The sequence below is a fragment of the Balneatrix alpica DSM 16621 genome, assembly GCF_000619885.1.
Classification (GTDB): domain Bacteria; phylum Pseudomonadota; class Gammaproteobacteria; order Pseudomonadales; family Balneatricaceae; genus Balneatrix; species Balneatrix alpica.
Genome location: NZ_KK211039.1, coordinates 317788 through 339320, shown reverse-complemented (window position 1 = coordinate 339320; position 21533 = coordinate 317788). Strand labels below are relative to the sequence as shown.

Annotated in this window: 18 protein-coding genes; 6 read left to right on the top strand and 12 right to left on the bottom strand. The window is 54.4% G+C overall.

What is annotated here, in order from left to right:
- Positions 1-17 precede the first annotated feature (17 nt).
- Positions 18-551, top strand: a complete 534-nt coding sequence (locus tag Q334_RS0110920; protein ID WP_027313237.1) for an ester cyclase — start codon at positions 18-20, stop codon at positions 549-551.
- Positions 552-797: 246 nt separating this feature from the next.
- Here the strand turns inward: Q334_RS0110920 and Q334_RS18860 are convergent, their stop codons facing one another.
- Complete coding sequence (locus Q334_RS18860) at positions 798-1895, bottom strand: ABC transporter ATP-binding protein (protein ID WP_051527726.1); 1098 nt, start codon at positions 1893-1895, stop codon at positions 798-800.
- A 425-nt stretch (positions 1896-2320) separates the two neighbouring features.
- On the opposite strand from Q334_RS18860, the gene Q334_RS0110910 reads away from it, so the two are divergent.
- On the top strand, positions 2321-3259 hold the full coding sequence (locus Q334_RS0110910; RefSeq protein ID WP_051527725.1) for an amidohydrolase family protein: 939 nt from the start codon (positions 2321-2323) through the stop codon (positions 3257-3259).
- Between the two features lie 37 nt (positions 3260-3296).
- Here Q334_RS0110910 and Q334_RS18855 read toward each other — a convergent pair whose 3' ends face one another.
- Entirely contained in the window at positions 3297-4328 is a 1032-nt protein-coding gene (locus Q334_RS18855; protein WP_035461333.1) for a LacI family DNA-binding transcriptional regulator, read from the bottom strand.
- 281 nt (positions 4329-4609) lie between these two features.
- Here Q334_RS18855 and Q334_RS0110900 point away from each other — a divergent pair, with 281 nt between their 5' ends.
- Positions 4610-5350 carry an alpha/beta fold hydrolase gene (locus Q334_RS0110900; RefSeq protein WP_051527724.1) on the top strand — a complete coding sequence of 247 codons (741 nt, stop codon included), beginning with the start codon at positions 4610-4612 and terminating at the stop codon, positions 5348-5350.
- A gap of 230 nt (positions 5351-5580) precedes the next feature.
- Here the strand turns inward: Q334_RS0110900 and Q334_RS0110895 are convergent, their stop codons facing one another.
- On the bottom strand, positions 5581-6993 hold the full coding sequence (locus Q334_RS0110895; protein WP_027313234.1) for an aminotransferase-like domain-containing protein: 1413 nt from the start codon (positions 6991-6993) through the stop codon (positions 5581-5583).
- Between the two features lie 70 nt (positions 6994-7063).
- Here Q334_RS0110895 and Q334_RS0110890 point away from each other — a divergent pair, with 70 nt between their 5' ends.
- A complete protein-coding gene (locus Q334_RS0110890) occupies positions 7064-8017 on the top strand; it encodes a DMT family transporter (protein WP_027313233.1) in 954 nt (317 codons plus the stop codon).
- 26 nt (positions 8018-8043) lie between these two features.
- Here the strand turns inward: Q334_RS0110890 and Q334_RS0110885 are convergent, their stop codons facing one another.
- Entirely contained in the window at positions 8044-8382 is a 339-nt protein-coding gene (locus Q334_RS0110885) for a zinc ribbon domain-containing protein YjdM (protein WP_027313232.1), read from the bottom strand.
- Between the two features lie 206 nt (positions 8383-8588).
- On the opposite strand from Q334_RS0110885, the gene Q334_RS0110880 reads away from it, so the two are divergent.
- Positions 8589-9551: an aldo/keto reductase gene (locus Q334_RS0110880; RefSeq protein WP_027313231.1), complete on the top strand. Its 963-nt coding sequence runs from the start codon at positions 8589-8591 to the stop codon at positions 9549-9551.
- A gap of 8 nt (positions 9552-9559) precedes the next feature.
- On the top strand, positions 9560-10555 hold the full coding sequence (locus Q334_RS0110875; RefSeq protein ID WP_027313230.1) for a TauD/TfdA family dioxygenase: 996 nt from the start codon (positions 9560-9562) through the stop codon (positions 10553-10555).
- Between the two features lie 111 nt (positions 10556-10666).
- Here Q334_RS0110875 and alaC read toward each other — a convergent pair whose 3' ends face one another.
- The 8 genes from alaC to Q334_RS0110835 form a co-directional block, all read right to left on the bottom strand.
- Entirely contained in the window at positions 10667-11899 is a 1233-nt protein-coding gene (gene alaC, locus Q334_RS0110870; protein WP_027313229.1) for an alanine transaminase, read from the bottom strand.
- A gap of 151 nt (positions 11900-12050) precedes the next feature.
- A complete protein-coding gene (locus Q334_RS0110865) occupies positions 12051-15452 on the bottom strand; it encodes an AAA family ATPase (protein ID WP_027313228.1) in 3402 nt (1133 codons plus the stop codon).
- Positions 15443-16687 carry an exonuclease subunit SbcD gene (gene sbcD, locus Q334_RS0110860; protein ID WP_027313227.1) on the bottom strand — a complete coding sequence of 415 codons (1245 nt, stop codon included), beginning with the start codon at positions 16685-16687 and terminating at the stop codon, positions 15443-15445. The genes Q334_RS0110865 and sbcD overlap by 10 nt, the downstream gene beginning before the upstream one ends.
- 9 nt (positions 16688-16696) lie before the next feature.
- Entirely contained in the window at positions 16697-17164 is a 468-nt protein-coding gene (bfr, locus tag Q334_RS0110855; protein ID WP_027313226.1) for a bacterioferritin, read from the bottom strand.
- A gap of 9 nt (positions 17165-17173) precedes the next feature.
- Positions 17174-18418: a multidrug effflux MFS transporter gene (locus Q334_RS0110850; protein WP_081414425.1), complete on the bottom strand. Its 1245-nt coding sequence runs from the start codon at positions 18416-18418 to the stop codon at positions 17174-17176.
- A gap of 88 nt (positions 18419-18506) precedes the next feature.
- Positions 18507-19784: a serine--tRNA ligase gene (gene serS, locus Q334_RS0110845; protein ID WP_027313224.1), complete on the bottom strand. Its 1278-nt coding sequence runs from the start codon at positions 19782-19784 to the stop codon at positions 18507-18509.
- Between the two features lie 15 nt (positions 19785-19799).
- The gene (gene crcB / locus Q334_RS0110840; RefSeq protein WP_027313223.1) at positions 19800-20177 is read right to left on the bottom strand and encodes a fluoride efflux transporter CrcB; all 378 of its coding nucleotides are present in this window, start codon (positions 20175-20177) and stop codon (positions 19800-19802) included.
- A complete protein-coding gene (locus Q334_RS0110835) occupies positions 20174-21532 on the bottom strand; it encodes a replication-associated recombination protein A (protein ID WP_027313222.1) in 1359 nt (452 codons plus the stop codon). The genes crcB and Q334_RS0110835 overlap by 4 nt, the downstream gene beginning before the upstream one ends.
- Position 21533 lies beyond the last annotated feature (1 nt).

Below are 21533 nucleotides of genomic sequence, written 5' to 3'. Positions count from 1 at the left end.
GAATAGAGGAGAGAGAAATGAAAGGTTCACGCCCGCAACAGGGTATTTTGACTCAAGATAATGACCTCACAAAGACGGACGAAACACTGGCGGTGATTGACTCCATGGTCGATGGTCTGAACGACCATGACATCGATAATATGGGACGCTTTTTCAGCGAGTCCTTTCGTTGGATCGGTAATGCCGGTTGTGGTTTTAAACAAGGGTTAAAAGAGTTCCAGCAAAACTGGCAGCGGCCTTTTCAGCAGGCCTTTACGGACAAGGTTTGCATTGATGAAGCCCGTATTGCTCAAGGGGAATGGTGTGCTGCTTTTGGGCGTCAAGAGGCGGTGCATAGCGGCCCCTTTATGGGAATAGCGCCTACCGGCAAGCGAGTGGAAATTCGCTATATGGATTTTTGGAAGGTGGTGGATGGCAAGATCGTCGATAACTGGGTCATGGTTGATTTCCCTTATGTGATGCAGCAGTTAGGTGTCGATCCGTTCAACGGCCAGGGCTGGGACAGATTCGATAGTGGGGCCATGCCAGTGCAAAACGGCAGCGTTGGCTAAGGCACTATTGTTCTTTCAGACGAGTTTAGGGCAGGCGGGATACATCCCCCCTGCTTTTTTTGTTTCCACATTTTGGTTATTTGGTTTTTGTTGAAGCTGAGACATGTTGGAAAGGGTATCGGTAAGCGGCTACCACCGCTGTGGCGATGCGCAGCGTGAGATTCCGCGGATAAGAAAAGATGTGTTGAGTATTTAATGGAGGAGGGGCTCCAAGCCATCGGCCACAGATGACTTGGAGTAAGGATATTATCCTGCGTGCTGGTTAAGGGGCTGGACCTTGGTATCAGGGTGGCGACAGATACGCTGTTCAGTTTGCGTATCAAAAAGATAGGCCTTACTTGGATCGAGTCGTAGACCTATTTGGCTATTGATCTCCTCACGGTAGTGGCGATCCCCCCGAGCTGTAACGAACTGATCTCCCACACGTACGGTGACCATGGTTGATTCGCCAGTTAACTCAAGGGAGTAGACAGGTGCATTGATATGGCCTTGTCCTGCGGCTACGACTTCTAAGTCCTCCGCGCGAATGCCTAGGTAGACTTCGGCATTGATGTCGGTTGCAAACCCAGCAATTTGAGTGCCGGGACCACTGAATACACCGTCTTTGAGATTGCCGCGAACAATGTTCATGGGGGGGGAGCCAATAAAGGTCGCTACGAACAGATTGGCAGGATCGTTGTAAATGTTTTCTGGCGTGTCCAGTTGCTGGATTTCGCCTTTATTGATCACCGCGATCCGACTTGCCAGGGTCATAGCCTCAATTTGGTCATGCGTCACATAAACGGTGGTGGTAGCAAGTTCATGGTGCAGGTGTTTGAGTTGGGCGCGCATGGTGCCTCGTAGTTTGGCATCCAAGTTGGATAGGGGTTCATCCATCAGAAATACTTCTGGCTGGCGCACGATAGCGCGGGCGAGGGCAACCCTCTGTCGTTGCCCCCCTGACAGTTCGCGTGGGCGCCGTCCAAGCAGGTTTCCCAACTCGACTAGGTTCGCCGCTTTTTCAGCTTGGCGCCGACGTTCTTCTTTATCGAGACCGCGAATCTTGAGTGGGAACTCGATATTTTCCAGCACGGTCATTTGTGGATAGAGGGCGTAGCTCTGGAAAACCATCGCCACATCACGATCTTTTGGTTCAAGATCATTGACCCTGCGATCACCAATAAAAATATCCCCTTGGCTCGGGTCTTCTAAACCGGCAATCATGCGCATGGTGGTGGTTTTGCCGCAACCGGAGGGGCCGAGCAGTACGAGGAACTCTTTGTCTTTAATCTCAAGATCCAAATTCTTAACAGCGGTGAAGTGCTCCCACTGTTTTTTGATGCCCTTGAGTGTAATGCTCGCCATCTAAGCCTCCATCTGCTCACGTGAGGTAGGGCAGCAGCGGCCGACGGCTGAGTCGGGTAATCGTGCTGCGTTGCCTGTTGTTATATTTCTTCTCCAGCTCTGCTGCGGAAATGGCTCCAGGGTATTTCTGGCTTTATCCAATCCACTGCTATCGCTTGAGGGCTTATTTCAAGACTTAGTTATTTTGCTAGGAATGTCTTGGAATTAAAATGTACTACGAATGCAAAATGCCTGCAAGCTTGATATTCTCTGCTCTGGATAGGCCTAGCTCGCCATTATTCAGGGTGAGCCTGATGCCTGAAAAAGCCGAAATCAGCCTGGAGCATCCTGTGCTGGTTACCGCAATGCATGACTATTCAACTTGGCCATGCCCTGAGAGCTAAGTGAATGGGAAGGAAACTGATCGATGCGAAGGAGGAGCGGCCATGAAAATAGCTAACGTAGGTAAACCTGAACGCCAAGATGAGGAGGGAGATCTTCTGCCGATGGTGGATGCTCATCATCACCTCTGGCAACTTGATGCGTTGGAGTATGGCTGGTTACGGGCCAGGGGCACACCTAAACCGTTCGGGGACCCCACACCTATACAGCGCGATTACTTGCTGGATGAGTACCGGCATGATTGTGCGGTGATGAATGTCTGTAAGTCTGTCCATGTGCAAGCGGATGGAGCCCTGCCGGACCCCGTGGCAGAGACCGCCTGGTTACAAGGCATAGCCGATCAGTATGGTTTTCCCCATGGAATTATTGGTTTTGCTGATCTGTTGCAGGACGACTTGGCAGAGACGCTGGCTCGTCATTGCTGTTACCCCAATTTTCGTGGGATACGGCAGATTGTGAGCCGTCACCCTGATACCCGTCTTTCTTTTTGTCAGCGTGATCTGTTGGCAGAGGATAAATGGCGGGCAAACTTTTCCCTGTTAGGTGAGTTGGGATTGAGCTTTGAGTTGCAGCTATATCCGCATCAAATGGCACAGGCGGCGCATTTTCTTGCTCATTATCCTGAGATTCCGGTGGTCATTAGCCATGCCGGTAGTCCTTGGGATCAGTCAGAAGAGGGGATATGTGCCTGGCGAGAGGGCTTGTCGTTACTGGCCAGCCTTGACCAGGTGTATATCAAAGTCTCAGGGCTGGGCATGTTTGATCATGCATTGCATGAGGAGCGTGTTGGTCTGATTATTCGCACTATTTTGGAGCTATTTGGCAGTCAGCGAATGATGCTGGGGTCAAACTTTCCCGTTGACAGCCTCTATGCAGACTACAGCAGTGTGATTGGCTTGTATCGGCAACAGCTGAGCACTCTATCCAGAACAGAACAGGTGGCTATCTTGAGTACTAATGCGGAGCGTTTTTATCGTATTTAAGTATCGAGAAAGGGCGTAGTAGTACGCCCTTAAGCAGTTATTCAAAACTGTGCAGCATGCCAATATGTTCAGGTAGTCGCGCAGAGTCCCGAATTGCCAGCTCAATACTTTCAATGGAGGCCGCAAGTGGGGTAGAGGGGTCCTCAATGCGCTCAATCAAGTTGTTGATGGTGGCATCGACCATACGCTCAATCGGAGGGCGTATGCTAGTTAAACGGTAACCTTGCCAGGCGGCAGTAGCGATATCGTCAAATCCAATGATGGACACGTCTTCCGGTATTCTAAGTTTTAGTTCGCTGCGCAGAGCATCCATTACGCCAAGCGCCATAATATCGTTGGCACAGAAAATAGCATCTGGCTGGCCAGCGGCAAAAAGACGAAGTGCAGCTTGATAGCCTCCTTCATAGGTATAGTTGCCCACCTCTTTCAGCATGGGTTTGGCGCGGCGCTCAGTGATGCGAGTTTTGTAGCCATATTCCCTGTCTTTGTTGGTGGAGGTGTTTTCAATTCCGGCAATATAGGCTAATTGCTGATGCTTACTATTGAGAAAAAGATCAGCCACCGAGCGTCCTGCCCCAATGTTGTCGCAGCATATTGAACTGGCTTCTACATCAGGAACGTAGCGATTAAATAATGTGACTGGAGTGCCAAGCTTGGAACAGTATTCAGCCATCTCAGAGGAGAGCGTTGAGGAGGTAATAATGACGCCATCAACCTGGTATTCCAGCAGTTGGGGTAAGAGATCATCGATGTTCTGATCCCTTGAGGCCATGAATAACATCACCCGGTGGCCGCGCTCCTGAAATTTGCGCATAAACATGTCCAGCACGGCTGGATAAAAAGGGTTGATGATGTCAGCCATCACAATGCCGACCATATTGGAACGCCGACTGATCAGGCTGCGTGCAATCGCATTAGGCTGATAGCCCAGCTTTCTAGCGGCGGCCTCCACTTTGTCTCGAGTACGTTTAGAGATACTGGCTCCGGGTGTATAAGCTCTTGAGACGGCCGATTGGGAAACTCCAGCCTCACGCGCTACATCAAAGGATGTCACTCGTTTTTGGGTCATGCCGTACCTCTCAAATAGGATGAGTCTTCGGTGTTACAGGAGATTGTTGCGAGCCAGGTAGTGCCAGCGCTAGTAACACTGGTTTTGTTTGCATAATTATGCATTCTAAAGAGGCTAATAGGAAATAAAGCTTCAAAGTGGCAGTTAAAAAGTTTACAAAGTGCTTTTATTTAAGGGCTTTACACTTATGCATTCGATTGCTAGCGATCTGAAGGCAAAAGTCTGGAGCGCAAAAGTGACATGGGCTTGTACAAAACGGCTTGCCACACTAGGAGGCGAATATGAAGGATTTAGAGATGGATCTTGGGCTGGCTAGCCATGAAAAAATGCCTTTGTTGTTGTTGCCAGGTACGCTGTGTGATGAGCAATTATGGGAGCCTCAGAGCCGTAATCTAAGTGATCTTTGTGAGCCCATCGTGATGCCTGTAGGCAATCATCCTTCAACCTGTGCGCAGGTTGAAGAGATACTGAGGCAGGCACCACAACGCTTCGCTTTGGCAGGGCTGTCTTATGGTGGCATTTTGGCACTTGAGCTGATGCACCAGGCACCAGAGCGTGTACTGGGTTTGGCCTTGCTGGATACGAATGCCAGACCGGATCCAGTTGAGAACCGCCAGGCACGGTATGAGCAGTTGCGTACCGCTCAGGAGTGTGGATTAGCTACATTGGTGCGTGAAACCTTGTGGCCTCAGTACGTACATGAATCACGACTTTTTGACCAATATCTTTTGCAAAAGGTTATTGATATGGCCGTAAGTAATGGCATTGGAGTATTGGCTAACCAGTTGCAAGGAGTCATGACTAGGCGAGATAGTCGTCCAATGTTGCGGCATATTGCATGTCCAACTTTAGTTCTGTGTGGGGAAGATGACCGTTTGTGCCCAATAGATCGTCATGAGGAAATCGCTAACGCCATACCTCAAGCTGACTTAGTTGTGTTGCTGCAGTGTGGGCATCTTTCCACCTTGGAAGGCCCTAAAGAAGTGACGGCAGCCATGCGACGCTGGTTATTATCGATATGACGTTTAACTGCCAATAAAAGATTTGATTGTCTCCTAAATGATGCTATTTCCGCTTTTTTATAGAATTTCGCATAATCAAGATTATGTTAAATTAATTATTCTGTGCTCAGTTAGATACCTGAGCATCAACGAAGCCTTTTGCTGTTCTTAGCCATTGAGACGGCCATATTCTGTCAATATGCCGTATGCCCCGTTTTCTTGTCCGCTATTCAATACCGTCGATAATTCGCCTAGTTCAGCAAGAGTGTACGCAACCGCTGCATCGCCTGGGCAATGGCGCCAAGATCATCCGGTTCCGCGCTGATGCTAACGCGTATCGACTGGGGTTGATGCTGACGGCCCACGGCAAAATCTTCTGCGGTGGCGATGCGGATGCCACTTTGCTGTAGGTTGGCGGCGATTTCCTGCGCACTCCAGGGTTCTGGCACTTCCAGCCAAAAGTGAGGGCTATGGCTATGGCTGCGATACTGGCAACCCTCCAGGATGGGGGTTAATGCGGCCTTGCGTTGCTGTAAGGCGTGTAATTGTGCCTGGGCCAATTGAGAGGCCTTGCCGCTGAGAATCCACTGGCTGGCGATGTCCAGGCCAAACGCATTGACCATCCAGCTCTGCGCTTTAATTGCCTGAGCCAATTTGTTGATTAACCGTGCTGGAGCGTGGATAAACCCTGCCCGTATACCTGCACAGGCGACTTTGCTCAGACTGCTGAGCAAAATGCAGTGCTCAGGGGCGTAGTAACTCAGTGGCAGCGGGCGTTCGTCAAACAACATGGCGTGGGTTTCATCTTCGATGAGTAGCAACTGATAACGTTGAGCGAGCCGCGCAAGCTGTTGGCGCCGCTGGGTATCTAGCACGCCAGTGGTAGGGTTTTGAATACTGGGGGTCAGGTACAGGGCTTTAATCGGGTATTGTTGGCAGAGGCTTTCCAGTGCATCTGGCAAGATCCCCTGCTCGTCCATTGCCACCCCTAGCACCCGGATGCCAAGTATCCGCGCTGCACTGATCAAGCCTGGGTAACTCAAATGCTCGGTGGCAATCACCTCCCCTGCCCTTAGACAAGCCAATAAGGTGCTAAACAGTGCATGTTGGCTGCCATGGCAACAGAGGATGTGTTCAGTCTGGGGTTGAAAACTGCCCAGGGATAGCCAGCGCGCCCCCGCCTGACGATGCTGGGGCCAGCCTTGTTCCGGACTATAGCGACTGAGTTGTTGAATATAAGCCGGTTGCTGGGCCAGCTGCTGCCAATATTGACTGAGTAACTCAACCTCATGGGTGGGGATATGCTGATTATGGCGTAAGTCGAGGCCGTCATCGTTCCGGGTCTGAGTCTGAAAATGCTCGGGGCCGACGCGGGTTTGCGGCAGGGTGCGGATATAGCTGCCATCTCCTACACGGGCTTGCAAATAGCCCAGGCGCTCCAGTTCCTGATAGGCCTTGCTCACGGTGCCTGGGGTCACCCCTAGTTGATCGGCCAAATAGCGGTGTGGAGGAAGCTTGCTGCCATTGGCTAACTGACCCTTTTCAATGGCTTGTTGTACTAGCTTAGCCAGGCGCTGGTATTTGCTGATGCCGGCCTCTGCGACGCTGTTATGCCAAGCGGGCAATAGTATTGACAGGGTGTCAATATATCTTTTGACAGGCATATTGCCTCCTTTTAGGCTAAAAATGCGCGCAAAAAACGATCATTAATGCCTAGAAAGATGGATTGATACCATGTCAAAGTCAATGCTGTCGCCATTGCGTGCGCCCCGTACGCTGTTGCTCAACCGAACGCTGCTTATAACGGCGCTGATGTATTTTGGGGTCTGCCTCTGCTGGGGTACTACCTGGCTGGGGATCAAAATTGCGGTTAGCAGCGTACCGCCCTTAACGGCCGCTGGTTTGCGTTTTGTGCTGGCCTTTCCATTATTTTGGCTCTTTGCACGTTGGCGCGGTGAACCCCTGCTATTTCCCGCTGGCCGGCAGGGCTTTTTCTGGCTGATTACCCTGGGCTACTTTGCCCTGCCCTATTATCTGCTCAATGCTGCCGAGCAGCAGCTGTCTTCCGGTTTAACCGCGTTACTGTTCAGTAGCATGCCAATCTTTATTTTGTTGTTCTCGCGTTTGCTGTTAGCGGAGTCGATTCATCGCTTGCAGGTAATCGGCATTCTACTGGGCTTTAGCAGCCTGGCGATGATTCTGCATGAGCAAGGGGTCTTAACTTGGCAGACCAATGGGCAAACCGAGCTGCTCAGTGTTGTCGCTATTTTGGCAGCAGCAGGTTTACACGGTTTTTGTTATGTGATGACCAAAAAGCAGGGCGCGGCGATTAGTGTGATTACCTTTAACACCCTGCCGATAGGATTGGCGGGAATATTGCTGCTGTTGTGCGGCAGTTATTGGGAGCAGCCACAATGGCAGGCGGTAAGCCAGGACTCCTGGTTAGCTTTGGCTTACCTGGGATGGGTGGCATCGGTGGGGGGCTTTCTGCTGTATTTCTACTTGCTGAAACGGATGAGCCCGGTATTGCTCTCCTACGTCTTTTTGATTTTCCCGTTGTTTGCCCTGTTGATTAGCGCCTGGTTTGAGCAGCAGGCTCTATCGCCCCAGCTTTGGCTGTATGTTGGCACCCTGTTATTGGGCTTCTTGCTGACGAAACAGCAGCAGAGTAAGCCCGTTGCCAAGTAAATACTGGCTAGCGGGTTAAGGTGGGGTTACCCCACCTTCTTCACAAACTCGGTTTTTAAACCCATCGCACCGATACCCTCGATTTTGCAATCAATGTCGTGGTCACCCTCGACCAGGCGGATATTTTTCACTTTGGTGCCCACTTTCACCACCAGAGAAGAGCCTTTCACCTTCAGGTCTTTAATCACTGTGACGGTGTCGCCATCCTGCAGCAGATTGCCCACGGCATCTCGGTATACCTTGGCGGCGGGCTCCTGGCTGTCATCCGCCGACCATTCATGGGTGCATTCTGGGCAAACGAGCAGGCTGCCCTCTTCATAGGTATAGGGGGACTGACACTGAGGGCAGGCTGGTAATGATGTCATGGAATATTCCTGTATTGGGAGGAGCATCCTCTGGGCCGCATTCCTGGGTGTGGTCCAACGGAGCTGATTCCTTAAGCAAAGGCGGCATTGTACTGGCCATGCCCGTGCTTGTCCCTGTCAATTGCAGGGTTAATTGACAGTTGTTTGGATTGTCTCCATTATCTTTTGTCTTATATAAGATTAATGACTAAGGGAGATCAAAACCTATGCTGAGGGTTAAGGGGATGCCGGCGGTGGGCTTTGGCCTATGGAAGCTAGCCAAGGAAGACTGTGCGGAGTGCGTGTATCAGGCGATTGCGGCGGGCTATCGGCATCTGGATAGTGCCAGTGATTATGGTAACGAAGCCGAAGTCGGTGAAGGCATTGCGCGGGCGTTGGCGGATGGGCTGTGCCAGCGAGAGGAGCTCTGGGTCACGTCCAAACTGTGGAATACCTATCATGCGCCAGAACATGTGCGCCCTGCTCTATTAAAAACCTTAGCTGATTTACGCTTGGATTATCTTGATCTGTACTTGATCCACTTTCCGATTGCGCAGCCTTTTGTGCCGTTTGAAAAACGCTATCCCCCCGGCTGGTTGCTTGAGCCTGATGCTACGCAGCCGCGTATGGAGCTGGCAGCGGTACCGCTTTACCAAACCTGGCAAGCGATGGAAGCCCTGGTAGAGGAAGGTCTGGTTAAGCAGATAGGGGTCTGCAATTACAACAGTGGCTTATTGCACGATCTCCATAGCTATGCGCGGATTAAACCCGCCATGCTGCAAATAGAATCGCATCCATACCTAACCCAAGAGCGGTTGATTCAGTTGGCCCAGCAATACGATATGGGGGTGACGGCCTTTTCTCCCCTGGGAGCCCTCTCCTACCTGGAGCTGGAAATGGCGGGTGCGCAGGAATCTGTCCTGCAGCAAGAGGTGGTACAGGCAGCGGCAGCACGTGTTGGCCGTACGCCAGCGCAAGTGGTATTGCGTTGGGGCATTCAGCGCGGCACGGCCATTATCCCTAAAACCAGTCGCCCTGAACGTTTGCGAGAAAACCTGGCTCTGTTTGATTTCAGCCTGAATGATGACGAGATGGCTGCCATCAGCGCCTTGAATCAGAACCGCCGTTTTAATGACCCGGGTGCGTTCTGTGCCGCGGCGTTTAACCGCTTCCATCCAATTTATGACTGAGGTGGCGTATGCAAACCTGGGGTGAATTTGTTCCTCAAGCGGCGCCTGGCCATCTTGCCATTGGCCAAGGTTTTCCTGCGCTGGTTGTGTGTCCTGCTCAAGTGATCACTGTGCAGCAGGCTTGCGCTTGGGTGGAGCAGCATCAACAAGCTATTCGCTCTTCCCTGGCGGAAGTAGGCGTACTGTTGTTTCGTGGCTTTCCTTTGCATAGTGCAGAAGACTTTGATGCCTTCTCAGCCGCCTTTAACTATCGCAGTTTTACCTATCAGGAGTCGCTGTCGAATGCAGTGCGGATTAACTTCACCCCACGTGTGTTTAGCGCTAATGAAGCACCACCGGAGGTAGAGATTTTCCTGCACCATGAAATGGCGCAAACCCCGCTAGCGCCGGAGAAGTTGTTCTTCTTCTGCCTGCAACCTGCGGATGTAGGGGGGGCAACACCGGTTTGCCGTTCTGATGCGCTGTATCAGCGTTTGTTAGAACTCGTGCCGGAGTTTATGCAGGACTGCGAGCAAAAAGGCTTGAAGTACCGTACTCGCATGCCAGGGGAAAATGATCAACAGTCCGGTCAGGGACGCAGCTGGAGGAGCACCCTCAATTGCCAAACCCAGGCCGAGGCGGAAGCCAAACTGGTCCAGTTAGGTTATAGCTGGCAATGGCTGGAGGATGGCAGTTTAGAAGCGCGTACGCCGGTATTGCCTGCTGTGATTGAGCATGAGTCTGGGCGTAAGGTGTTCTTCAATCAGCTGATTGCCGCCTATATGGGCTGGGCGGGGGTGCGGGATCATCCCGCCAAAGCCTTAAGTTTTGGTGATGATAGCGCCATCGCGGCGGAGCATTTGCAGTTGGCGGCAAGTTTGGCTGCGGAATTTACATATCCGCTGGCCTGGCAAGCGGGGGATATGGCGCTAGTAGACAACCGCTTAGCGATGCATGGCCGTTACCCTTATCAAGGGCAAACTAAACGCCAGGTATTGGTTGCATTAGGGCGGGACCCTTATTGAACAGCGCGAGAGCCTTATTGAATCTAGCAGTAGCGCAGCGAGTTTAATAAAAGGGCGGCTTGGCTTGGCCGCCCTACTCTTTTGTTTATCTACTCGTGTTACAGGCCAGTCTTAGGGCGCCTTGCTTTCTTTGGGGGCAACCAACCCATCCTTGCGGAACATGGCTTTAATGCCACGCACCGCTTGACGAATGCGGTCTTGGTTTTCGATCAGGGCAAAGCGCACATAGTCATCGCCATAGTCGCCAAAGCCAATACCAGGGGAGACACAAACCTTGGCATCGGCCAGGAGCTTCTTGGCAAATTCCAGCGAGCCCAGTGCTCGATAAGGCTCAGGAATTTTGGCCCAGACATACATGGATGCCTTAGGAATATCCACCATCCAGCCTGCTTCATGCAGCCCTTTTACCAGGGTATTGCGGCGCAGCCGGTATTGCTCAGCAATGTCCCGTACGCACTGCTGATCACCCTCCAGAGCGGCAATGGCAGCCACCTGCAGCGGGGTGAAGGTGCCGTAGTCGTGGTAGCTCTTGATTCGTGCCAGGGCACTCACCAGTTCCTTATTGCCGACCATAAAGCCAATTCGCCAGCCGGCCATGTTGTAGCTCTTGGACAGGGTAAAAAACTCCACCGCAATCTCTTTGGCCCCCTCGACCTGCATGATGGATGGTGCTTGCCAGCCATCGTAAACAATGTCGGCATAGGCCAAATCATGCACCACTAGCACACCATACTGCTTAGCTAGGGCCACTACCCGCTCAAAAAAGTCGAGTTCGACACACTGGGCCGTCGGGTTGGAGGGGAAACCCAGAATCATCATTTTCGGTTTGGGAATACTCTCGCGGATCGCCCGCTCCAGCTCAACGAAGAAGTCGACCCCCGGCACTAGCGGCACCGAGCGCACCTGTGCCCCGGCAATCACTGCCCCGTAAATATGAATGGGGTAGCTGGGATTGGGCACCAGTACCATATCGCCATGGTCGAGGGTGGCCAGCATCAGGTGGGCCAGGCCCTCTTTGGAGCCGATGGTGACGATGGCTTCTTCTTCCGCATCAATCTCCACCTGATAACGGTCACGATACCAATGGGAGATGGCACGGCGTAGGCGTGGAATACCCTTGGAGGTGGAGTAACCGTGGGTATCCTCGCGCTGGGCAACGGTGCACAGCTTGTCGACAATATGGGCCGGGGTTGGCCCATCCGGATTACCCATGCTGAAGTCGATAATGTCTTCGCCACGGCGGCGAGCGGCCATTTTTAACTCAGCGGTGATGTTGAATACGTAAGGCGGTAAACGATCAATACGGGAAAAGCGCCGCAGTGGCGGCTGGGATGGCTGGCTCATAGTGCCCTCGAGATACGTCAGCGCCCGGAACCGTCCGAGCGACGCCGCCTGCCTCCTTGGCAGGCGTGCTGCTAACATACTCTGGCGTTTGTTTTTTTGTAAAGCCTTTTGCGCGGCGATGATTGGCTGTTAACAGTGCGCCGCCTGAGGATCAGTCAGGCCGATAGGCAAACTGATTGTCCAATTCGCTAATGCCCAGCCCCTGGCGTTTACGTAGCTGAATTTGTACCCCTATGCGTTCTTTCAGCGCCTCGATATGGGAAATCACCCCGATCATCTTGCCGCTGGCATTGAGGTTATCGAGGGCATCCAGGGCCATATCCAGGGTTTGCGCATCCAGGGTGCCGAAGCCTTCATCCAGAAACAGTGACTCAATCCGGGTTTTATGACTGACCAGATCGGATAAGGCCAGCGCCAGGGCCAGACTGACCAGGAAGCTTTCCCCCCCGGAAAGGGTGCGGGTATCGCGCTGTGCATCGGCCTGCCAGCTATCCACCACCACTAGATCCAACTCCGTCTGCTGTTGCCGCTGCAAACGATAACGGCCATGTAGACGTTGCAGGTGTTGGTTGGCTAATTGCAGCAGGTGATCCAGGGTTAACCCCTGGGCAAAACGGCGGAATTTGGCCCCATCAGCAGAGCCAATCAAGGCATTGAGCTGCTGCCATAACTCTGCCTCCTGGCGGCTGAGCTCCAGCTGGGCAAGCAGTTGCTGTTGTTGCTGACGCCGTTGTTGGTCCTGATCCAGCTCGGTTTGCAGCCGGACTTGTTCGGCATGCCAGTGCTCCAATTGTGTTCCTAGCTGCTGTAGACGGCTTTGGAGTTCGCTCAGGGAGCCCAGCTCGTTGCATAACTGGGCAAAGTCAGCCAGCTGTTGCTGGTTTTGCTGGCGTAATGCGCTGAGTTGTTGCTCCTGCTCCGCCAGACGTTGGAGCTGCTGTTGCAGGGATTCGATTTGCGCCGGGGCCAAGCGGGCGGCACTAAAGTCCTCTACGTTGGTAAAGGGACTGGCGGCTAAGGCTTGTTGCCAATCCGCAGTGCTTTGCTGTTGTTGCTGCTCAGCCTCCAGGAGCTGTTGCTGCAGGCGTTGCCATTGTCCAGCCAGGCTGGCCTGTTGTTGCTGTAACTGGTGCAGGGCATCCCCCTGCTGTTGCAGTTGCTGCTGCAGCGTGGTTAAGGACAGTTCGGTGCTCTGTGTGGGGGAGCTGTCATCGCCACCCCAACGTTGCTGTTGCGCCTGCCAAGTGTTCAGTTGCTCAGTTAAACGGGACAGGTCATGGAGGCACTGCTGTTGCAGTTGTTGTTGCTCACGCCAGGCTAGGCGGCGTTGCTCCAGGCATGTGAGCCAGTCAGGCGCCTGGCTGAGCTGCCAGTGTTGCTGGGCCTGCTGCAATAGTTGCTGGCTGTGCAGGCACTGCTGTTCTAACTGGTGTTGCTGCTTCGCTAGCAACTGGCGCTGTTGCTGCAGGGTATGCAGCTGCTGCTGTTGCTGGTTGAGCTGCTGCTGTGCCTGCTCGACCTGGCGTTGCAACTGTTGCTGTTGTTGCTGCAGGGTATCCAGCGCCTGCTGGTGCTGCTCAAGTGAGTTCAGGCGTTGTTCCAAAGTGGCGAGTTGCTGCTGGTTAAGGGCCATTGCCTGACTCAGATCATTATCGATCTGCCACTGTTGCCGCTCCGCCTGCCACTGTTGTTGGTATTGCTGCTGTTGCTCGGCCAGCTCCGCCAGTTGCTGTTGCAGGTGGTTCAGACTGGCACTGAGGGCTGCCTCTTGTTGCCGCAGTGCTTGGCCCTGTTGTTCAAGCTCAGCCATCTCCTGCTCGGCGGCCTGTAGCTCAGCCTCGCGCTGTGCTTCACTGACCTGCTGCTGATAGTGCTGAATCAAAGGATGTTCGGTGGCACCGCAGAGTGGACAGGGCTGGCCGGGCTGCAGGGCATCCCGATGTTCACTGAGGGAACGCAGCAAGCGCTGCTGTTCTAATAACTGGCGCTTATCGGCCAGGCGTTCTTTGCTGTGCCGATAGGCTTCTCTGACCTGTTGTAGTTGCTGTTGCAGGAGCTGCTTTTGGTTCTGCTGTTGCTGTTGCAGTAACAGCAGCCTGTCCTGTTGTTGCTGCCGTTGCTGACTCTCCTGCTCCTGCTTGAGCAGCTGTTGCAGTGCCTGTCCACGTTGTTGCAGATAGCGCCAACGCTGTTGCAGGCTGCTGGCGCTGTCCTGCCCCAGCAACTGATGACGCGCCTGTTGTTGCAGTTGCTGCTGGTGTTCAAGCTGTTGTAGTTGCTGTTGCCGCTCACTGTAGGCTGCTTGCAGATCCGGCAAGCGGGCCTGCCCTGCTGCTTCCTGCTGTTGTAACTGCTGTTGCTGCTCGGCCAGTTGCTGCAGTTGTTGTTGCTGGCTGAGTAACAGGCGCTGTTCCTCTTTGAGCGGCGGCAGTTGCTGTTCCAGCTCGGCATCCTGGGCATGCTCGCTCAGATAGTCCTGATGTTGGGCGAGGCGCTGACGACAGGCCGCCAATTCAAGCTGTACCTTGGCCAGGCCCTGACGGGCTAAGCTGGCACCTTGCTGCTGGCTATGCTGCAGTGCCTGTTCTAGCTGTTGCTGTTGTTCGGCTAACTGCTGTTGCTGCTGTTGCAGTTGCTGGCATTGCTGCTGATGCTGTTGCCAGCTGAGGTAACGGGGTTCGAGCTGTGCAGCCTGCAGGGCCTGATTTAACTGTTGTTGATTGTGACTGGCAGCCTGCCGCTGCTGCTGTAGGGCATCCCAGCGCTGTTGTAGCTGTTGTTGCTGTTGCTGCAGTTGTTCCAACTGCTGACGCTGCTGGTATTGCTGTTCCAGCTGACGTTGCTGCTGGCTAAGCTGTTGGCGCTGTTGCAGACATTCGGCTACCCGGGCTTGGCGCTGCTGCCGTTCTTCCTCACTTAACAGGGCCAGGGTGCGGAGTTGGGCATCCAGGGTATCGAGTTGTTGGCGCCAGTAACGCTGCTTATCAAAAGCACGTTGGGACAGCTGGGCGTAAATCTCGGTGCCGGTCAGTTCTTCCAATAGCGCTGCCCGTTCATTGGCATCCGCATGCAGGAAGGCGGCAAAGCCCCCCTGGGCAAGTAGCATGGATTTGGTAAAGCGGCCAAAGTCGAGACCTGTTAGCTCTTCGGTCAGGCGCAGCTTATCTTGCACCTTATCCGCCAGGAGCTGGCCATCGGCGCGGGCCAGTTCCACCTGTGGCGGTTGCAGATTGCCATCGGCTTTGCCCCGTGCCCGGCGCTGGCTCCACAGCGCCCGATAACCCTGCCCCTTTACTTCGAACTCGACCTCCGCCAAGCAATCGGCGCTGTGGCGCGTCATCAGTTCATTACTGCTCTGTGACAGGGTGCGCATGCGTGGCGTTTGGTGATAGAGCGCCAGGCAAATCGCATCCAGCAAGGTGGTTTTGCCTGCACCGGTCGGGCCGGTAATGGCAAAGAGACCTGCATCACGCAATGGCGGTTGATCGAAGGCGATTTTCCATTCACCCCGCAGGGCATTGAGATTACGCAAACGCAGACTGATTATGCGCATGGGGACTCGTTCTCGGCGGTACTGGCATCCTGCTCTTCACTGACTTCCTGCAGCAGCTGACAGAACAGCGTGGTTAAACTGGCTTGGCGCTCTGCACTGAGGGTCTCCTGCTGCAAACGCTGGGTAAATACCTGCAGGGGGCTGAGCTCTTGCAAATTCAGTTGGAGGTCCTGGCTAATGCCCCGCTGTTGTTGCTGCACCCGGCGTAGGCGGAGCAGTTCTAGCGGGTATGGGGCGAGGATTTCCTCTACCCGACTGGCGAGGTCACTGAGGTAGTGTTGATCTTCTATTTGCAGATCAAGCCAGGTCAGGGGCTGACTGGGCCAGTCCACTGCAGCCAAGGCCTGGGGGAGCTGTTGCAGGTCACCACGCCAGCTCCATAGAGGCTGCCAGCAGGGAATGGGAATTAGCTCCGCTGCTTGAGGCTGACCCTCCTGCCAGCACTGTAACACCATGGATTTGGTTTGCCGGGCCTCATCAAAACTCAGTGCCAGGGGGGAGCCGCTATAGCGAAAGTGTGGCTTGTCGCCAACTTGCTGAGGGCGATGAATATGGCCAAGAGCAAGGTAATCAAAAGGTGGAAAATGACCAGCATCAAAGGCTTCCAGTGAGCCGATGTAGATATCCCGCACCGAGTCTGAGCGCTGGCTGTTCAGCGTGGTGAGGTGACCTGTGGCAATGATGGGGAGCGGTCGTTTGCTCTGTTCCCGCAGCAGGCAGGCTTGCTGATAGAGCTGCTGGTAATGCTGCGCGATGGCCTGCGCCAGGTTTTGCGCCTTGCTCTCCAGGGATTCACCGGCCTGGCGAACTAACAGGTCGCGGGGGCGCAGGTATGGGATAGCGCAAAGGATGGCGGCCTCTTCGCCCTGACGATTACGCAGGGTAAAGAGCTGCTGGTCAGGTTCGCTTTGGGCCTTGGCAATCACCAGAGTGCCAAAGCTGCGCAGCAGCTGTTGGCTTTCTTCCAGTACTGCTACCGAGTCATGGTTACCCGCCAGAATCACCAGGGTCGTATTGCGTTCCGCCATCCCCTGAACGAGGCGATAGTACAGCTCCCGCGCGTAGCTGGGGGGCGTGGCACTATCAAAAATATCTCCGGCGAGAATGAGGGCATCGACCTGGTGTTGACTGACCTGCTGTAGAGTCCAGTCGATCAGGGCAGCATGTTCAGCTGCCCTGCTCTTACCATAAAAATGCTGGCCCAGGTGCCAGTCAGAGGTATGCAGAATGCGCATAGTGAACAGTTACAACTGGCTTTGCAGGTAGTTCTCCAACCCCATTAGCTTGATTAGCCCCAGTTGTTGCTCCAGCCAATGGGCATGATCTTCTTCGGTGTCTTCCAGCAGCTGGCAGAGCTGATCACGGGTCTGGTAGTCACGTACCTGTTCGCACAGGGCGATGGCATCCTTGAGGGCCTCCCCTACTTCCTGTTCCAGCAACAGGTCATTAGCCAGCATGCTGGGCACGTCCTGGCCAATGCGCAGAGCATCGCGCTGGGCAACGTTGGGCATCCCCTGCAGGAACAGAATGCGCTTGATCAGGATGTCGGCATGGCCTTTTTCATCATCCATTTCATGGCCGATCCGCTCATACAGCTTGGTCAGGCCCCAGTCTTCATACATGCGGGAGTGAATAAAATACTGATCCACTGCGCTCAGTTCGCTTGCCAACAGGCGGTTGAGGGCGGCGATAACATCAGGATGACCTTGCATAAGCTGTCCTTAGTGTTGTTCAGAAGTGTGCAGATGCCAGAGCAGCAGGGCTCCGGCCAGAGTGGCGAGGATGGCATTGCCAACCGCCAGGGGCAAGACAGAACCATCAAAATGCTGACCTATGGCAAAGCCAAGGACGGCCCCGCCGGTGGTGGTCATAAAACCAATGCAGGAGGACGCTGTGCCCGCCAGATGTCCCAGGGGGTCCATCGCTAAGCTATTGAAATTGGAGCCGATAAAACCAAACAGAAACAGGCTAAGCCCCTGGATCAGCATAAAGCCAGGCAGGCTGATCAGACTATTGGCGGCCAGCAGCACAAACACCAGATTAACCAGCCAAAAACCAGCCAGGGCGCCATGGGACAGGCGCTGCAGCCCCAGGCGCACCACCAGGCGGGAGTTCACAAAGGCAGCAATCGACATGCATAGTGCAATCAAGGCAAATAACAGGGTGAAGGTCTCTTTTTGCTCAAACACCTCGACAAAGATTTGCTGGGCGCTGGATAAGAAACCAAACAGGCTGCCGGTGATAGCGGCCATCGCCAGGGTATAAACCATGCTTTGCCGATGTTTGAGTACTTCGGCGTAGCCTGTAGCAATGACGTTAAGGCGGAATGAACGGCGATGTGCCGGGCGCAGGGTTTCCGGAATGCGCCAGTGAGTCCACAGCAGTAACAGCATGCCCGCCAGTAATAACACGATAAACAGGGTGCGCCAGGGGGCAATCCATAAAATCAACTGACCCAGGCTTGGGGCCAGAATCGGGATGGCCATAAAAATCATCAAGGCCAGCGACATCACCTTGCCCATATAGGCACCCCGATAGGAGTCCCGCACCATGGAAATGGTCAATACCCGTGGTGCCCCTGCCCCTATGCCCTGAAGTAAACGGGCCAGCAGCATCAGGGTGAAGTTTTCCGTCAGTGTACAAATCAGGGTAGCTAATAGGAAAATACTGAGTCCGGCCAGCATCACTGGTTTGCGGCCCAAGGCATCGGCCAGGGGGCCAAACAGTAATTGCGACACCCCCACCCCAAGCAGGTAGACAATGATGATGGCCTGGGTGTGGTTGGCATCACTGACTGCCAGTGCCTGGCCAATGTCGGGCAAGGCCGGCAGCATGATGTCAATGGCCAGCGCGTTGATCGCCATGCAGAAAGCGATGTAGATCACAAACTCACGAAAGGACACGCCTGGGTGAGGTGTGCTTTCCAGTGGAGTGGCTGAAGCGGTTTCGCTGCTACTACTCGACATGGCATCCATTCCTTAGCTAGCGGGTGGGTAGAGCAACAAAAGGAGCCGGCGGCTCCTTTTGTCAGAGACGAGGCAAGCGGTGGCTAATTTAAGCCGGCTTGAGCTCGGTCAAACCGCCCATGTAGGGCTGTAATACTTCAGGGATACGCACACTGCCATCCAACTGTTGGTAGTTTTCCAAGATGGCAACCAGAGTGCGCCCCACCGCCAGACCTGAGCCATTCAGGGTATGGAGTAGCTCTGGCTTGCCGCTGACGCTGCTACGGTAGCGCGCTTGCATGCGACGTGCCTGGAAGTCCGTCATATTGGAGCAGGATGAAATCTCCCGGTACTTGTTTTGCCCAGGTAGCCAGACCTCAATGTCATATGTCTTGGCGGAGCCAAAGGTCATATCCCCGCCGCAGAGCACGATCACCCGATAGGGTAAGCCCAGCAATTGCAGGATTTTCTCGGCGTGGCCGGTCATTTCCTCCAGGGCGGCAAAGGACTGCTCGGGGTGAACCATCTGCACCATTTCGACTTTCTCGAACTGGTGCTGGCGGATCATGCCACGGGTATCCTTGCCGTAGGCGCCAGCCTCACTGCGGAAACAGGGGGTATGGGCGGTATAGCGTAGCGGTAACTTGGCTTCGTCAATAATTTCATCACGGACGAAGTTAGTAACGGGCACTTCCGCCGTGGGGATCAGGTAGTACTCCTGGTCACCCTGTAGCTTGAACAGGTCTTCGGCAAACTTGGGCAGCTGGCCGGTGCCATACAGGGAGTCGCTGTTGACCATGTAGGGTACATAGACTTCGGTGTAGCCATGCTCACCGGTATGGGTGTTGAGCATGAACTGAATCAGCGCGCGGTGCAGGCGTGCCAGGGGGCCTTGCAGGGTGGCAAAGCGGGAGCCGGTCAGCTTGACGGCGGTAGCAAAATCGAGCCCCAGACGCTCCCCTAACTCAACATGGTCACGAGGCTCATAGTCGAACGCAGTGGGCTCACCCCAGGTGCGAACTTCGACGTTGTCATCTTCGCTTAAACCAGCGGGCACGGATTCGTGTGGCAGGTTGGGCATCGCCAGCAGCAAGGCATTCAGCTGGTCCTGCACCTGTTGCAGCTCTGCTTTAGCGGCATCCAGCTCTTCCCCCAGGCGCCCTACTTCGGCCATTAAGGGAGCGATATCCTCACCCGAGGCCTTAGCTTTACCAATTGACTTGGAGCGGATGTTACGCTCGTTCTGCAGTTGCTCAGTTTTGATTTGCAGGTCTTTGCGGGATGACTCCAGACGCTGATAGCTATCAACATCCAGGTGAAAACCTTTCTTTTTCAATAAGGTGGCTACGTCCTCGAGCTGGGTACGCAGTAACTTGGGATCCAACATCTTGAAGTCTATCCGTTAGCTCAAAATAAACCGGGTTAAACCCACCCCTAGTGCGGCGGCGAGTACACTGCCAAACACGCTAGCCCCCATATACAGCAGGGCCTGTAGTGGTAGGTGTTGTTCAAACAGAGCCACCGCTTCCAACGCAAAGGTGGAATAGGTGGTTAATGCGCCTAAAAAGCCGGTCATCAGCAGAGGGCGCAGGCTGGCAGGTAATAACCCACGCTCGACAATCAGAACGTAGGCGATGCCTATCAGCAAGGAACCGCTTAGGTTAAGCAGCAAGGTGCCCCAAGGCAACCAGTGGCGCCAATGCAGGGCGAAATAACTACTGACGCCATATCTTAGCAGCGCCCCCAGGGCTCCACCACCGGCAATCATCAGCCAAATCATGGCGACTCCTTATCAGACTCGCTCAGACGTTGGCGTGGACTGGCTTGATCCAGGCTGCGCAGATACTCGAGCTTATCGCTGATTTTGCGCTCCAGTCCTCTGCCGCTGGGCTGATAAAAGCGCTGCTGGGCCAGGGGCTCGGGTAAATAGCACTCCCCTGCCGCATAGGCATCGGGCTCATCATGGGCGTAGCGATATTCGGCGCCGTAGCCAAGAGAAGACATTAACTGGGTGGGGGCATTGCGCAGATGGGCGGGTACTTCCAGGCTGCCATGTTGCTGGACTGCACGCTTGGCAGCTTTCCAGGCGCTGTAGAGGGCATTGCTCTTGGGGGCAACGGCGCAGTACACCGCGGCTTCGGCAATGGCGCGTTCGCCTTCGGCTGGGCCTACCCGCTCAAAAATATCCCAGGCATTGAGTGTGACCTCGAGTGCCCGAGGGTCGGCCAAGCCTATATCTTCTGAGGCGATGGCCAGCAAGCGGCGGGCAACATAGAGCGGATCGCAACCCCCATCGAGTAAACGGGCATACCAGTAGAGTGCCCCATCTGCAGAGGAGCCGCGCACCGACTTGTGGAAGGCGGAGATCTGGTCGTAAAACACGTCGCCTTGATTATCGAAACGGCGTCGGCCTTGTTTAAGCAGCCCATCTAGCAGGCTATCGGCCAGGTAGCGCTGCCCGTCGCTATCCACTTCTGCCAGGTCGGCGGCCACTTCAAGCAGATTGAGCGCACTGCGGGCATCGCCATCGGCCGCCAGCGCCAGACGTTGTAACTGGCTACTGCTCAGCTGCAGGGACAGCTGTCCCAACCCCCGCTCAGGGTCCTGCAGGGCTTGTTGGAGTAAAGTCAGGATGGCGTCCTGCTCGATGGGCTTGAGCAGATAAACCCGCGCGCGGGACAGCAGCGCATTGTTAAGGGCAAAGGAAGGGTTTTCGGTGGTGGCGCCAACAAACAGCAGAGTGCCATCTTCAATATGGGGTAAAAACGCATCCTGTTGCGCTTTATTAAAGCGGTGGACCTCATCGACAAAGAGGAGCGTCTTGCGCCCATGGTATTGACGTTGGCGGGCCTGCTCGACCATCTCACGGATGTCTTTTACCCCCGCCAATACTGCAGATAGGGTAACAAACTCCGCTTCGCCGAGATTAGCTAGTAGACGGGCCAGGGTGGTTTTGCCGACGCCGGGGGGGCCCCACAGAATCATTGAATGCAGACGGCCCTGGCTCAGCGCCTGACGTAGGGGCTGGCCCGGGCCAAGTAGGTGGGTCTGGCCAATGTATTCGTCCAGATTACGTGGACGCATACGGCTGGCCAGGGGTTGCCAGGGTTGTTGGTCGGCAAACAGATCCTTCATG